The following is a 15088-nucleotide window of genomic DNA, read 5'->3' on the forward strand; positions in this document are numbered from 1 at the left end:
TTTTAGCCAAAGCGGCCGGTGATGTAGTCTTCGGTCGCGGTCTTGTTGGGTTTGAAGAAGATTTGTTCGGTTTCACCAAACTCCACCAACTCACCCAAATACATGTAAGCGGTGTAATCGCTGCAACGCGCGGCTTGTTGCATGTTGTGGGTCACGATGGCGATGGTGTAGTCGGCCTTGAGTTCGTGCACCAACTCTTCAACTTTTCCTGTGGAAATCGGATCGAGCGCAGAGGTGGGCTCGTCCAACAACAACACAGAGGGCTTCACTGCGACGCTGCGCGCAATGCACAGGCGCTGCTGCTGTCCGCCCGAAAGTGACAAGCCATTTTGTCCCAATTTCCCTTTGACTTCGTTCCAAAGGGCTGCCTTGGTCAAGGCCCACTCCACGCGCTCGTCCATTTCGGTACGGCTGAGGTTTTCATACAAACGCACACCAAACGCAATGTTGTCGTAAATCGTCATTGGAAAAGGTGTGGGTTTTTGGAACACCATGCCAATGCGTGCCCGCAGCAAGTTCAAGTCTTGCTTGGGATCTAGGATGTTTTGGCCGTAAAAGTTGATTTCCCCCTCTGCGCGTTGCCCAGGGTACAAGCTGTACATGCGGTTGAGGGTGCGCAGCAAGGTGGACTTACCGCATCCGGAAGGACCAATGAATGCGGTCACTTTACGCTCTGCAATGTCCATGGTGACGTTGCGCAGGCCTTGAAACTTGCCGTAGAAGAAATTCAGGTCACGAACTTCAAGGGCGTTTTTGGTTGCTGGTTTAGATTCAGACATTTTTAAATTCCTGATTGAAATTAGGCGCTGACTTTTTCGCGGAAGAAAACCCTTGCCAGTACGTTCAGCACCAGCACGGTCAACGTGATCAACAAGGCGCCGGCCCAAGCCAAACGCACCCAGTTTTCATAAGGACTCATGGCAAATTGAAAGATCACCACGGGAAGGTTGGCAATGGGAGCACCCATGTTGGTGCTGAAAAACTGATTGTTGAGCGCAGTGAACAGCAAAGGAGCCGTTTCACCGCTGATGCGGGCCACAGCCAACAACAACCCTGTCATCACACCGCTTTTGGCTGCACGCAATGTGATGAAAGTCGACACTTTCCAACGCGGCGCGCCCAAAGCAAAAGCTGCTTCACGCAAGCTTCCAGGCACCAAGCGCAACATGTTTTCCGTGGTTCGCATGATCACAGGCACCGCAATGAGCGAGAGAGCCAAGCTACCGGCGTAACCAGAAAAGTTACCCACGCTCGCCACCGCAATGGCGTACACAAACAAACCCAGCACAATAGAAGGAGCCGACAACATGATGTCCGTCACAAAACGAGTTAACTCAGCAGTTTTGCTTTCGTCGCCGTACTCTGTGAGGTAAACGCCGGCCAAAATACCAACCGGAGTAGACACGACAACCGTCAACCCGACGATCATCAAACTCCCCACAATCGCATTGCGCAATCCACCGCCCTCAGTGCCAGGTGCCGGCGTGTCGCTGGTTAGCAAATTGCCGTCTAAAGCCGACAAACCATTGGCAAAAAGGACATAAAGAATCCAAAGCAAGACCGCCAAACCAATGGCCATGGCAGCCATTGAAAAAACCAAGCCCAACAAGCTGGTGATGCGGCGTTTTGTATAAAGTTGATTGTTCATAGGAATTTGAAACCTCTCAATTGCCTTTGGCTTTTTCGGCACGCGAAATCATCATCTTGGCCATCGCCAACACCACAAAGGTGATGACAAACAGCAAGAACCCCAGAGCAAACAAGGTGGAGAAATGCAAGGCTTCTGCTTCACCAAATTCATTGGCCAAGACGGACGCAATCGAGGTTCCAGGAGAAAACAACGAGGTGGGCATGCGGTTGGCGTTGCCGATGACAAACGTGACTGCCATGGTTTCGCCCAGGGCGCGACCGAGTCCTAGCATGATGCCGCCGATCACACCTTTTTGGGTGTAAGGCAAGACCACTTGGCGGACCACCTCCCAGGTGGTGCAGCCCAAACCATAAGCAGATTCACGCAAGATAGGGGGTGTGATTTCAAACACATCACGCATCACAGCGGCGACAAAAGGCAACACCATAAAGGCCAGCACAATACCCGCCGCCAAGATCCCCATGCCGTTGGTGGCGCCGCCAAATAAGAAGCCTACCAAAGGCATGCCACCCAAGATTTTTTGCAGCGGGACTTGAACATAGTCTGCAAACAAGGGGGCGAACACAAACAAGCCAAACATGCCGTAGATGATGGAAGGCACGGCAGCCAGCAACTCAATCGAGGTGCCCAGCGGGCGACGCAACCAAGCGGGGCAGGTCTCAGTTAAAAACACAGCCACACCAAACGCCAAGGGCACAGCGAGCAAAAGTGCGATGCCAGCGCTGGCCATGGTGCCTACGATGGCGATGGCTGCACCGAAATCGTTGTTGATGATGTCCCATTCAACATGCCACAAGAAATGAATGCCAAATTTTTGAAAAGTAGGCCATGCATTCACAAACAATGAAATGATGATGCCCAACAACGAAGCCAAAACCAGCAATGAAAATGCTTGCGTGATGCGGTGAAAAAAGAAGTCTTGTGTTCGCTGCTTCTTCGCCACAGACACCATGTCAGCACTGACAGACTGAACTGGATCTTGTATCGGTAAATTTTGTGAGTTCATGACGGACCCTAGACTCATAGAAACACCCTGGTTATGGGTACTAAAAAAAACCGTCGGCACTCCATGAAGGCCGACGGTTTGTTTGAATCCCATTCAAATTACTTTTGAATTTGCGTCCACACTTTGGCGCGGATTTGAGCGGTCAAGCTGTCAGGCAAGGCCACGTAATCGAGCTCTTCTGCCATTTTCTTGCCATTGGAGAAAGCCCAATCGAAAAATTTGATGGCTTCAGCTGCTGCAGCTTTGTCTGTGGGCTGCTTGTACATCAAAATGAAGGACGCTGTGCTGATGGGCCAGCTGTTGGCACCTTTGGCGTTGACCATGGACACGCCCATACCGGGCACGCTCATCCAATCTGCACCGGCGGCGGCAGCCGCAAAAGTCAAGTCATCAGGGGCAACGTACTTGCCGTCTGCGTTTTGCAACTGCATGAACGTCATGTTGTTCTTTTTGACGTAAGCATACTCAACGTAGCCCAGTGAACCTTTGACGCGGTTCACGTTGGCGGCCACACCTTCGTTGCCTTTACCTCCCACCGAAGACGCAGCTGGCCACTTGACCGCAGCACCCTTGCCGACCGTGCTTGACCAGTCTTTGCTGACGGCCGTCAGATAATCGGTGAAGTTGAAAGTGGTACCCGAACCATCAGCGCGATGAACGATGGTGATGGCTTGGTCAGGTAATTTTTTACCGGGGTTGGTGGCGGCAATCTTGGGATCATTCCAGTTGGTGATTTTGCCCAAATACATCTCGGCCAAGACAACACCCGTCACGCGCAATTCGCCAGGCTTGAAGCCATCCAAGTTCACCACAGGCACTGTGCCACCGATGATGGCGGGAAACTGAACCATGCCTTCTTTGTCAAGTTCTTCGCCAGACAAAGGCGCATCGGTAGCACCGAAGGTCACGGTCTTGGCTTTGATTTGACGGATACCACCGGAAGAACCAATCGACTGGTAGTTCAGGCTGTTGCCCGTGGCAGCCTTATAACCTTCAGCCCACTTTGCATACATGGGGTATGGGAAGGTTGCGCCTGCGCCCGTGATTTCAGCTGCAAAAGATGACCCCATGAAAAGAGTTGCCATAGCTGCCGCAGCCACAGATTTGATCAATGTACGTTTCGACTTCATGTGATGCCTTCAATTGGTTGGAATAAACCTAATTTAGACAAAGTTTGTGACGGCTTTGTGACAACTGTGACGAATTCATGGCAAAGAACACATAACAAGGAAAAACTGATCAGAAGCGCGTCCCCACCGAAACACGCCACATCGTTTGTGGGGTGAAGTTGATGACCGGGTCGTAGGCAATGCGGGCGAAGTAGTTAGGCAAGTCATAGGTCACGCTCAAACCTGTGCGATGCACCATGCGCTCCTCAACCAAGCCACTTTTGAACAGCAAATCCAGAGTCAGCCGTTGCCTATTGGGCAAAGGTGATCGATACAACACATGCAGGTGTTGCTGGTCTGGGTTTTGCCGGTTGTCCTTCACCACCTGCAAGGACAGTGACTGCAAAGAAGACCATCGGTAGCCCATTGAGGCCATCCACGCGTCATTCGGATCAAAGTTGAGGTTGACATAAGGTCGAAGGTTTGTTCGCCCCAATCCCACGCCTGCAAATAACGTCTCGCCCGTCTCTAGCGATAAGCTCCCCCCCACAAAGCCCCCAGAAGCGACCTGTACCGATGGCATGACGCGCCAGCGCGGCATGTCAAAGCTGCTGTCCCATCCCATGCGAGGTTGAGAGACTGGGGTCTCAGGGCTTCGGTACCACGCGCCCCATACATTGCCCAACTGCGAACTTTGTCGAAGGTTGATATCAAGCCCGTGGCTATTGGGCAAAGCCCCACCAGACAAGGCATAGATGCCAGTCGTGAATTTGTATGACGGCTCGTCTGACAGCGCTGAGCTGCTCGTCACAGCAAACCCAATTGCAAGCCAAGTTGCCAGCGCCGTGGATCGATTGGGCATCGTCAAGCACGCAAGGTGTCGGCTATGCGTTGGGCGCAGCGCTGGGCTTGGGCTGCATCTTGCGCCTCGACCATCACACGCACCAAAGGCTCGGTGCCACTGGCCCGAATCAGCACGCGCCCGCTCTGGCCCAACTCGTTGCGAATTTTCTCGGTTTCTTCTTGCATGTGGGTGTTGGCTTGCCAGTCCTGACCTGGGCGTAATCGCACATTGATCAGCGTTTGCGGAAATAGGCTGACCTCTTTGAGCAAATCAGCCATGGTGCGGCCACTGCGCACGCAGGTTTGTAGCACCTGCAAAGCGCTGACCAAGCCATCGCCCGTGGTGTGTTTATCCAAAGCCAACAAATGACCCGAACCCTCGCCGCCCAAGATCCAGTGATGTTTCTCAAGCTCCTCCAAGACATAGCGGTCCCCTACCTTGGCACGCACAAATTGGACGCCACGACGCGTCAACGCCACTTCTACAGCCATGTTGGTCATCAGCGTACCCACCACACCGGGCAACACTTCGTCCCTGGCCAAGCGGTCGTCTGCCATGAGGTACAACAATTCATCCCCGTTGTACAAACGTCCTTGATCGTCCACGAGTTGCAGCCGATCGGCATCTCCATCCAAGGCAATGCCAAAGTCTGCATGGTTGGCTTTCACCGCTCGCACCAAGGCCTCGGGATGGGTAGCACCCACCTCATGGTTGATGTTGAGGCCATCGGGGCTGCACCCAATTGCCACGACTTCCGCACCCAGCTCATGAAATACTTTGGGGGCAATGTGATACGCCGCTCCGTGGGCAGCATCGACCACCACCTTGAGTCCTTTGAGTGTCAACTCATGGGCGAAAGTGCTTTTGCAAAACTCAATGTAGCGGCCCGCTGCATCGTCCAGTCGACGGGTTTTACCCAGACTGGCGGAGTCAACCCAGACCGGGGCTTCTTCCAGCGCGGCTTCCACGGCCAGCTCCCAATCATCACTGAGCTTGGTGCCCTGGGCACTGAAGAACTTGATGCCGTTGTCGGCAAAAGGGTTGTGGCTGGCACTGATGACAACGCCCAAACTGGCGCGCTGTGCGCGTGTGAGATACGCCACTCCCGGGGTGGGCAAGGGGCCCAATAACACCACATGGACGCCAGCGGAGTTAAAACCCGACTCCAAGGCGGACTCCAACATATAGCCTGAAATACGGGTGTCTTTGCCAATCAACACCGTAGGGTTGGCCTCGGTTTGCTTGAGCACACGCCCCACAGCATGGGCCAAGCGCAACACAAAGTCTGGCGTGATGGGGGCCTGCCCCACGGTGCCACGAATGCCATCGGTGCCAAAGTATTTGCGGGTCATGTTTTTTCTTGTTTTGAGGAATGATGCATAGATTGTCTCAAAGAGTGGCAGACTGCCAGACCTTCAAGGCCTGCACTGTGGGGGCGACATCGTGCACACGCACAATTCGAGCGCCTCGCTCAACGGCCAGCAATGCGGCTGCGATGCTGGGGACCAAACGCTCGCCGACCTCGCAACCGGTCACAGCACCAAGGGAAGACTTGCGAGACCAGCCCACCAGCAAGGGATAGCCCAAAGACAATAAATCGGCCTGGCCTGACAGCAATTCAAAATTCTGTGCCACTGTTTTGCCGAACCCCACACCTGGATCGAGCGTGATGCGTTCGCGCGATAGACCAAGTGCTTGGAGTTGCTGTGCATGATCTTTCAAAAAAGCATGCACTGCGGGTTTGGCTAGCCCCTCCATGGGCCGCAACTGCATGGTGCGTGGCTCCCCAGCCATGTGCATCAAACACACACCACAACTCGGGTGCTCCGCCACCACAGCCTGGGCACCCGGTTGGCGCAAAGCCCAGATGTCGTTGACGATGTCAACTCCGGCATCCAACACAGCTTGCATGACCTGGGGTTTGTAGGTATCCACCGACAGCGGAACCTGCCAGCGCAAGGCTTCGCGCACCACAGGAAGCACGCGCGCCAATTCGTCTTCTAACGTCACAGCTGGCGCCCCAGGGCGGGTGGATTCACCGCCAATGTCCAGCATGTGTGCGCCCTCTTTGAGCAATTGTTCGGCATGCGCCAGCGCACCCTGTGTGGTGTCGTGCCGCCCCCCATCTGAGAAAGAGTCAGGTGTGACATTGACGATGCCCATCACTTGGGGGCGGCTCAGGTCAATGCGAAAGCGTGTGGTTTGCCAAAACATACAGCGTTCATGAAAAACGGGGCTTACGCCCCGTTGGTTGATGTCATTCACAGACCCAACGCCATCAAGCGGCCGATGGGGCTGGATCAGGTTGGACAGCCGGTGTGCCACCATTACCGCCACCCGATGATGGCGTGCGAGGCGTCCAGTCTTTGGGAGGACGCGGCTCACGCCCCGCCATGATGTCATCGAGTTGCTCGGTGTCGATGGTTTCCCACTCCAACAGTGCTTTGGCCATGGCGTGCATTTTGTCGGCGTTCTCCTCGATCAAGCCACGCGCCAAGGCATATTGGGCGTCGATGATGCTGCGCACTTCCATGTCCACCTTTTGCATGGTGGCTTCAGACATGTTGGTGGTCTTGGTGACCGAGCGGCCCAAGAACACCTCACCTTCGTTTTCGGCGTACACCATGGGTCCCAAAGCCTGGGTCATGCCATAGCGCATCACCATGTCACGGGCGATCGAGGTGGCACGTTCAAAGTCGTTGCTCGCACCAGTGGTCATTTGGTGCATGAACACTTCTTCTGCAATACGGCCACCAAAGAGCATGCTGATTTGGTTCAACATGTATTCGCGGTCGTAGCTGTAGCGGTCTTGTGCCGGCAGGCTCATGGTCACACCTAGGGCGCGGCCACGGGGGATGATGGTCACTTTGTGCACAGGATCACATTTGGGCAAGAGCTTGCCAATCAAGGCATGACCCGACTCGTGGTACGCCGTGTTGCGACGTTCCTCTTCAGGCATGACCATGCTTTTGCGCTCAGGCCCCATCAGGATTTTGTCTTTGGCTTTTTCAAAGTCGACCATCTCGACCACCCGAGCATTGCGACGGGCAGCCATCAAGGCGGCTTCGTTACACAGGTTGGCCAAGTCAGCACCGCTCATGCCTGGAGTCCCGCGCGCGATCACGCTTGCGTTGACGTCTTGTCCCAAGGGCACTTTGCGCATGTGCACGTTCAAGATTTGTTCGCGACCACGAATGTCAGGCAGCGTCACGTAAACCTGGCGGTCAAAGCGGCCTGGACGCAGCAAAGCGGCATCCAAAATATCGGGTCGGTTGGTGGCAGCGACCACGATCACGCCGAGGTTGGTTTCGAAACCATCCATCTCCACCAGCATTTGGTTCAGGGTTTGTTCGCGTTCGTCATTGCCGCCACCCAAACCTGCGCCACGTTGGCGACCTACCGCATCAATTTCATCGATGAAGATGATGCAAGGTGCATTTTTCTTGGCGTTCTCAAACATGTCGCGCACACGGGCTGCACCGACACCCACGAACATTTCCACAAAGTCGGAGCCTGAAATGCTGAAGAACGGCACCTTGGCTTCGCCAGCAATGCCCTTGGCCAACAAGGTTTTACCAGTCCCTGGAGGCCCTACCAGCAGCAGGCCACGAGGGATACGTCCACCGAGCTTTTGGAATTTTTGCGGGTCTTTGAGGAAGTCGACCACTTCTTTGACTTCTTCTTTGGCTTCATCGCAACCCGCCACATCGGCAAAGGTCACGGTGTTGTTATTCTCGTCCAGCATGCGCGCTTTGCTTTTGCCAAAGCTGAAGGCCCCGCCTTTGCCGCCGCCTTGCATTTGGCGCATGAAGTACACCCACACGCCAATCAACAGCAGCATGGGCCCCCAACTGACCAACAAGGTCATCAGCAGGGAACCTTCTTCACGGGGCTTGACATCGAACTTGACCCCATTGGCGATCAAGTCACCCACCAAACCACGGTCCAAGTACGTGGCCGTGGTGCGGATTTTTCGCTCGTCATTGGTGACAGCGACGATTTCGGTGCCCCCTTGACCTTCTTGAATGGTGGCGGTCTTGATGCGCTTGGCTCGGACTTCCTCTAGGAAGTCCGAATAGCCCAAATAGCCAGAACCTGCGCCTGGACGTGTTTCAAACTGTTTGAACACGGTGAACAGCACCAAGGCGATCACCAACCAAACAGCGACTTTTGAGAACCATTGATTGTTCAATGTGGGCTCCGATTAGAAAAAGAGTACGGGTCGTACACAGATGCGTCCCATTTTAGGCCTTTCAAGCCATCTAATGGTGTTGTCATAAGGAAACAGCCATCCTTACCTTACGGGTTAGAGGAATGTCGATGTTTCAGGCCAATTCCGACCAAAAATGTTTCACTTGATTTATCTCGACTGGCTTTGGGTTTGATAGGCTTGACCACGTGGAAAGTTTCTTTGAACAACTTGGTGAGCGGGCCGTAACTGTTGCCATGAAAGAGTTTGACCACCAAGGCACCCTCTTCTTTCATGTGGTGTTGTGCGAAATCAACTGCCAGTTCGACCAAATGGGTAATGCGCGCAGCGTCTGCGGACTCGATACCAGATAAGTTGGGGGCCATGTCAGACACCACCACATCGGCCAAGCGGCCTTGCAACACCGCTTCTAACTGAGCCAACATCTCTGGTTCGCGAAAATCGCCGTTCAAGAACTGGACGCCTTCCACCGGCTCCATGGGCAAGATATCCAAAGCGATGATGCTGCCATTCAAGGTGCCGACTGCTGCACCCTCGGGTGACAAGCGACGCCGAACGTATTGACTCCAGGCGCCAGGTGTGGAGCCCAAATCAACCACCAGGTGGCCCGGCTTGATCAAGTTCAGTTGTTCGTCAATTTCTTTGAGCTTGAAGGCAGCACGCGCACGGTAGCCGTCCTTCTTCGCCATCTTGACGTAAGGGTCATTGACATGGTCGTTGAGCCATGATTTGTTGACCTTTTTGCTTTTAGTTTTAACTTTCAATTCATACCTTTGAACGAGCGGGGATAATACCCCCATGCCCGCAATTCAACTCACCCCTGCACAACGCAAAATCCATCGTTCAGAAGCCCACCATCTCGACCCCGTCGTGATGATTGGCAACGATGGTTTGACGCCTGCCGTCCTCAAAGAGGCCGAGATGGCGCTCAACGCCCACGGCCTGATCAAAATTCGCGTCCTAGGCGATGACCGCGCCGCGCGCGAAGAGATGTTTGCCGCCTTGGCAGACCAACTCCATGCGGCCCCCATTCAACACATTGGCAAGTTGTTGGTGCTTTGGCGCCCACAGCCGGAAAAAGTCCGTGAAGTCACAGAAGACCGTTTACCTGGCCCGCGCGATGTCAAAGTGCTCAAGTACAGCTCCAGAGGTGGCCAGCGGCCCGAAGTCAAGATGTTGCGCGTCTTGGGTAACCAACGCCTGACGTCTGGCGGTCAAGTCAAACGCGCAAAACCAAAGAAAACCTCGATTAAAAAACGAACACTGGGTTGATCAGTGCTGTAACCGCTCTGGAGGTTGACTGTCCCAGAGCGCTTTCGCAGCACACATACACTGAGCCAAGTACAAAGCGCTGCCTAGGTTGTGCCAAAGTTTCAAGTTTTCACGTGCCAAGATGTGGGGTGTCACCACAAACTCCAACAGCAAAGCCAGCAACATCCCGCTCAACACCCAAGGTGAGGGAGACTGCGTCAGACCTTGTGCATGCACTTGCCGCTGCGCCGACAACACCAGCAACAGGCCACATGCGAGAGACACCCAGGTTTGCGCAGCAAACAGCTTGGCAGCCATCTGCCCCGCCATGGCCGGGGTTTGCAAATACACGAACAGCAAAGGCACCACCAGAAAGCCAATGGTCGACATGCTGCCCCACCACAGCGCTGCCAAATAAATTTGCAAGCGCGCCACGGGGTGATCAGCGGTAAGCGACCGCGACGATTTCGTAACGTTTGATACCGCCTGGCGCCTGCACTTCCGCGACATCGCCCTCTTCTTTGCCAATCAAGGCACGGGCTATCGGGCTGCTGATATTGATCAGGCCCAGTTTCAAATCAGCCTCGTCCTCGCCCACGATTTGATAGGTCACGGCGTCGCCTGAGTCCTCGTCTTCCAAATCCACTGTGGCACCGAACACCACACGCCCACCGGCATCAACGGCAGAAGGGTCAATGATTTGTGCGGCAGACAATTTGCCTTCGATTTCTTGAATTCGACCTTCGATGAAACCTTGACGGTCCTTGGCTGCGTCGTATTCGGCGTTTTCGCTCAAGTCACCTTGGGCGCGCGCTTCAGCAATCGCATTGATGACCGAAGGACGCTCCACAGTTTTGAGTTTGTGCAGCTCTTCTTTGAGTTTTTCGGCACCGCGCTTGGTGATAGGAATGGTGGTCATGTGCAGGGTGGCTTTCTTAAGCAGTCAACTGGGCGTGCATCTCTTGCACAGAAATGACATCGAGTTGGTCCATGTACTTCATGCCTTCCACCGCGGCCTCGGCACCTGCGATGGTGGTGAAAGTAGTGACACGGTTGAGCAAGGCAGAGGTGCGAATGTGACGCGAGTCCGCTATCGCGTTGCGGCGCTCTTCGACCGTGTTGATGACCAATGCGATCTCATTGTTCTTGATCATGTCCACGATGTGAGGACGACCTTCGGTCACCTTGTTCACGGTGGCACAGGTCACACCCGCCGTGGTGATGGCCAAGGCCGTGCCCTTGGTCGCGATCAGCTCAAAGCCTTGGGCGACCAGTTGACGAGCCACCTCTATGACTCGGACCTTGTCGTTGTTTTTCACCGAGATGAACACTTTGCCCGAAGACGAGCCATCGGCTTTGTGGGGGCGCGGCAGTTTGGTACCAGCGCCCAATTGGCTTTTGACAAAAGCTTCGCCAAAGGTTTTGCCAACCCCCATCACTTCACCCGTGGACTTCATCTCAGGGCCCAGGATGGTGTCAACACCAGGGAATTTGACGAACGGGAATACGGCCTCTTTGACGCTGAAATAAGGTGGTGTCACTTCATGAAGAATGCCTTGCGAAGCAAGCGTCTGCCCAGCCATGCAGCGCGCAGCAACCTTGGCCAGCTGAATTCCTGTCGCCTTGGACACGTAAGGCACTGTGCGTGATGCACGTGGGTTGACTTCCAACACATAGATCACGTCTTTGCCATCCACATGCTGAATGGCGAATTGAACGTTCATCAAGCCCACCACGTTCAAGGCTGCCGCCATGGCGGCAGATTGACGCTTGAGTTCGTTCACGGTCTCAGCAGACAACGAGTACGGCGGCAACGAGCAAGCTGAGTCACCACTGTGCACCCCGGCTTGTTCGATGTGTTCCATCACGCCACCAATGAAGGTTTTGCCTTCGGGGTCACGCAAACAGTCCACATCACACTCAATGGCATCGTTCAAAAAGCGATCTAACAACACCGGTGAATCGTGGCTCACTTTGACGGCTTCGCGCATGTAGCGCTCCAAGTCGCGTTGCTCGTGCACGATTTCCATGGCGCGTCCACCCAGCACATAACTGGGACGCACCACCAGGGGATAGCCCAAGGCAGCCGCTTTTTCCAAAGCTTCGGGTTCAGTGCGTGCGGTGGCATTGGGCGGCTGACGCAGCCCAAGTTCTTGCAACAACTTCTGAAAACGCTCGCGGTCTTCAGCCGCGTCGATCATGTCTGGACTGGTACCGATGATGGGGACGCCTGCCGCCTCAAGGCCCAGGGCCAGTTTCAAGGGGGTTTGGCCACCGTACTGAACAATCACACCGGTGGGCTTTTCTTTGTCCACGATCTCCAACACGTCTTCCAGCGTCAAAGGCTCGAAATACAGTCGGTCCGATGTGTCGTAGTCGGTGGACACGGTTTCAGGGTTGCAGTTGACCATGATGGTTTCGTAGCCGTCTTCGCGCATGGCGAGTGCGGCATGGACGCAGCAGTAGTCAAACTCAATGCCTTGACCAATGCGGTTGGGGCCTCCGCCCAACACCATGATTTTTTTGTTCTGTGTTGGCTCAGCCTCGCACTCGCCGTCTCCGTTGCCTTCGTAGCTGGAGTACATGTAAGCGGTATCGGTGGAGAACTCTGCGGCGCAGGTGTCCACGCGTTTGTAGACAGGGCGTACGTTCAAGGCATGGCGCTTGGCCCGCACCACATGCTCGGTCGTTTTGAGCAGCTTGGCCAAACGACGGTCGGAAAAGCCTTTTTTCTTCAAGGCGCGCAACTCGTCGGCTGTGATGGCTTCCAGCGTCGTGGTTTCGAGTTCCAACTCAATTTTCACGATCTCTTCGATTTGCACCAAGAACCAGCGGTCAATTTTGGTCAGCTCAAACACCTCATCGACGCTCAGGCCCTGGGCGAACGCATCGCCCACATACCAAATGCGCTCAGGACCGGGCTCACCCAACTCTTTTTCAAGCACTTCGCGATCTTGGGTTTTTTCGTTCATCCCGTCCACGCCAACCTCCAAGCCACGCAGGGCTTTTTGGAACGACTCTTGGAAGGTACGGCCCATGGCCATGACTTCCCCCACGGATTTCATCTGGGTGGTCAAGCGGCTGTCGGCTGTGGGAAATTTTTCAAAGGCAAAACGTGGGATTTTGGTGACCACGTAGTCAATGCTGGGCTCAAAGCTCGCCGGCGTAGCACCACCGGTGATTTCATTGCGCAACTCATCGAGCGTGTAACCCACGGCCAACTTGGCCGCTACCTTGGCAATCGGAAAGCCCGTGGCCTTGGAAGCCAAAGCAGATGAACGCGACACGCGCGGATTCATCTCAATCACCACCATGCGACCGTCTTTGGGATTGATGGAGAACTGCACGTTCGAGCCCCCCGTGTCCACGCCAATTTCACGCAACACAGCCAACGAGGCGTTGCGCATGATTTGGTATTCCTTGTCGGTCAAGGTTTGGGCCGGTGCCACGGTGATCGAGTCACCGGTGTGCACCCCCATGGGATCCAAGTTCTCGATCGAGCAAATGATGATGCAGTTGTCCGCTTTGTCGCGAACCACCTCCATCTCGTACTCTTTCCACCCCAGCAGCGACTCTTCAATCAACAACTCATTGGTAGGCGAAGCTTCCAGGCCACGCTTGCAAATGACCTCGAACTCTTCGGGGTTGTAAGCAATGCCACCACCGGTCCCACCCAAGGTGAAGCTGGGACGAATCACAGTTGGAAAATTCACTTGCCGTTGAACCTCCCAGGCTTCTTCCATGCTGTGGGCAATGCCAGAGCGAGCTGAACCTAGGCCAATTTTGGTCATGGCATCTTTGAACTTCAAGCGGTCTTCCGCCTTGTCAATCGCCTCAGGTGTGGCACCGATCAATTCGACTTTGTATTTGTCGAGCACGCCGTGGTGCCACAAATCCAAAGCGCAATTCAAAGCGGTCTGCCCGCCCATGGTGGGCAAGATAGCGTCTGGACGCTCTTTGGCAATGATTTTTTCAACCGTTTGCCAAGTGATGGGCTCGATGTAAGTGACGTCTGCCGTGGCAGGGTCGGTCATGATCGTGGCGGGATTGCTGTTGATCAAAATGACTTTGTATCCCTCTTCACGCAAGGCTTTGCAAGCCTGCACACCAGAGTAGTCAAATTCACACGCCTGCCCAATGATGATGGGGCCCGCGCCAATGATGAGGATGCTTTTTAAGTCGGTGCGCTTAGGCATTTATTTTTTCTCCATCAAGTTGATGAAGCGGTCGAAAAGATAGGTGATGTCATGGGGACCAGGCGATGCCTCGGGGTGTCCCTGAAAACAAAACGCGGGTTTGTCGGTGCGGGCCAAGCCCTGCAGGGTGCCGTCAAACAAGGACACGTGGGTGGCTCGCAAATTGGCAGGCAATGTTTTTTCATCCACCGCAAAACCGTGGTTTTGGCTGGTGATCGACACGCGACCACTGTCAAGGTCTTTGACCGGGTGGTTGGCACCGTGGTGTCCAAATTTCATCTTGAAGGTTTTGGCACCGCTGGCCAAGGCCATGATTTGATGCCCCAAACAGATACCAAAAGTCGGGATACCTGTTTCAATCAACTCGGCCGCAGCGGCAATGGCGTAGTCGCACGGTTGCGGGTCGCCGGGTCCGTTGGACAAAAAGATGCCATCTGGCTGGTGTTTGAGCACCTCTGCAGCTGAAGTTTTGGCGGGTACCACGGTCACGCTGCAACCGCGCTCGGCCAACATGCGCAAGATATTTTTCTTCACACCAAAGTCATACGCCACGACGTGAAACTTTGGCGCGGTTTGTTCGCCATACCCCGTTCCCAATGCCCATGCGGTTTGTGTCCAGGCATAGGGCGCTTCCACGGTGACTTGCTGTGCCAAATCGAGTCCGGCCATGCTGGGCGCTTCAAGCGCTGCCGCAATGGCTTGGTCTTTGAACACTTGCGTCACTTGCTGACCTGGTGCCAGTGCCAAGATGGCGCCGTTTTGCGCCCCCTTGGTGCGCAAGATACGTGTCAATTGACGGGTGTCAATGTTGGCAATCGCCA

General features: G+C 54.6%; 14 protein-coding genes. 1 reads left to right on the forward strand and 13 read right to left on the reverse strand.

All coding sequences use genetic code 11. From position 1 onward, the window contains the following. Window positions 1-2: 2 nt before the first annotated feature. The 9 genes from pstB to ACKWJN_RS00350 form a co-directional block, all read right to left on the reverse strand. Complete coding sequence (pstB, locus tag ACKWJN_RS00310; RefSeq protein ID WP_408593433.1) at window positions 3-779, reverse strand: phosphate ABC transporter ATP-binding protein PstB; 777 nt, start codon at window positions 777-779, stop codon at window positions 3-5. A 20-nt stretch (window positions 780-799) separates the two neighbouring features. Further along, window positions 800-1648, reverse strand: a complete 849-nt coding sequence (gene pstA, locus ACKWJN_RS00315) for a phosphate ABC transporter permease PstA (RefSeq protein WP_408593435.1) — start codon at window positions 1646-1648, stop codon at window positions 800-802. A 16-nt stretch (window positions 1649-1664) separates the two neighbouring features. Then, window positions 1665-2657, reverse strand: coding sequence for a phosphate ABC transporter permease subunit PstC (pstC, locus tag ACKWJN_RS00320; protein ID WP_408593437.1), 993 nt, complete (start codon window positions 2655-2657; stop codon window positions 1665-1667). Between the two features lie 98 nt (window positions 2658-2755). Next, window positions 2756-3787 (reverse strand): phosphate ABC transporter substrate-binding protein PstS, encoded by a 1032-nt coding sequence (pstS, locus tag ACKWJN_RS00325; protein WP_408593438.1) that lies wholly within the window; start codon window positions 3785-3787, stop codon window positions 2756-2758. A gap of 109 nt (window positions 3788-3896) precedes the next feature. Beyond that, window positions 3897-4367 (reverse strand): hypothetical protein, encoded by a 471-nt coding sequence (locus ACKWJN_RS00330; RefSeq protein WP_408593439.1) that lies wholly within the window; start codon window positions 4365-4367, stop codon window positions 3897-3899. 263 nt (window positions 4368-4630) lie between these two features. Beyond that, complete coding sequence (glmM, locus tag ACKWJN_RS00335) at window positions 4631-5962, reverse strand: phosphoglucosamine mutase (protein ID WP_408593441.1); 1332 nt, start codon at window positions 5960-5962, stop codon at window positions 4631-4633. Window positions 5963-5999: 37 nt separating this feature from the next. Then, complete coding sequence (gene folP, locus ACKWJN_RS00340; RefSeq protein WP_408593443.1) at window positions 6000-6824, reverse strand: dihydropteroate synthase; 825 nt, start codon at window positions 6822-6824, stop codon at window positions 6000-6002. A gap of 64 nt (window positions 6825-6888) precedes the next feature. Next, window positions 6889-8802: an ATP-dependent zinc metalloprotease FtsH gene (gene ftsH, locus ACKWJN_RS00345; protein ID WP_408593444.1), complete on the reverse strand. Its 1914-nt coding sequence runs from the start codon at window positions 8800-8802 to the stop codon at window positions 6889-6891. A gap of 107 nt (window positions 8803-8909) precedes the next feature. Beyond that, complete coding sequence (locus ACKWJN_RS00350) at window positions 8910-9584, reverse strand: RlmE family RNA methyltransferase (protein ID WP_408593445.1); 675 nt, start codon at window positions 9582-9584, stop codon at window positions 8910-8912. A gap of 34 nt (window positions 9585-9618) precedes the next feature. Here ACKWJN_RS00350 and ACKWJN_RS00355 point away from each other — a divergent pair, with 34 nt between their 5' ends. After that, entirely contained in the window at window positions 9619-10092 is a 474-nt protein-coding gene (locus ACKWJN_RS00355; RefSeq protein WP_408593446.1) for a YhbY family RNA-binding protein, read from the forward strand. On the opposite strand, the gene ACKWJN_RS00360 is transcribed toward ACKWJN_RS00355, so the two are convergent. The 4 genes from ACKWJN_RS00360 to carA all read right to left on the reverse strand — a co-directional run. Next, window positions 10093-10461 (reverse strand): DUF4149 domain-containing protein, encoded by a 369-nt coding sequence (locus ACKWJN_RS00360; RefSeq protein ID WP_408593457.1) that lies wholly within the window; start codon window positions 10459-10461, stop codon window positions 10093-10095. It abuts the gene before it with no gap. 52 nt (window positions 10462-10513) lie between these two features. Then, window positions 10514-10990 (reverse strand): transcription elongation factor GreA, encoded by a 477-nt coding sequence (greA, locus tag ACKWJN_RS00365; RefSeq protein WP_408593448.1) that lies wholly within the window; start codon window positions 10988-10990, stop codon window positions 10514-10516. A 16-nt stretch (window positions 10991-11006) separates the two neighbouring features. Next, window positions 11007-14267, reverse strand: coding sequence for a carbamoyl-phosphate synthase large subunit (gene carB, locus ACKWJN_RS00370; protein ID WP_408593450.1), 3261 nt, complete (start codon window positions 14265-14267; stop codon window positions 11007-11009). Continuing rightward, a partial coding sequence (carA, locus tag ACKWJN_RS00375; RefSeq protein ID WP_408593451.1) for a glutamine-hydrolyzing carbamoyl-phosphate synthase small subunit occupies window positions 14268-15088 on the reverse strand: 821 nt, incomplete at its 5' end. It lies immediately after the preceding gene.

The sequence above is a fragment of the Limnohabitans sp. genome (assembly GCF_046052825.1).
Taxonomy (GTDB): domain Bacteria; phylum Pseudomonadota; class Gammaproteobacteria; order Burkholderiales; family Burkholderiaceae_C; genus Limnohabitans.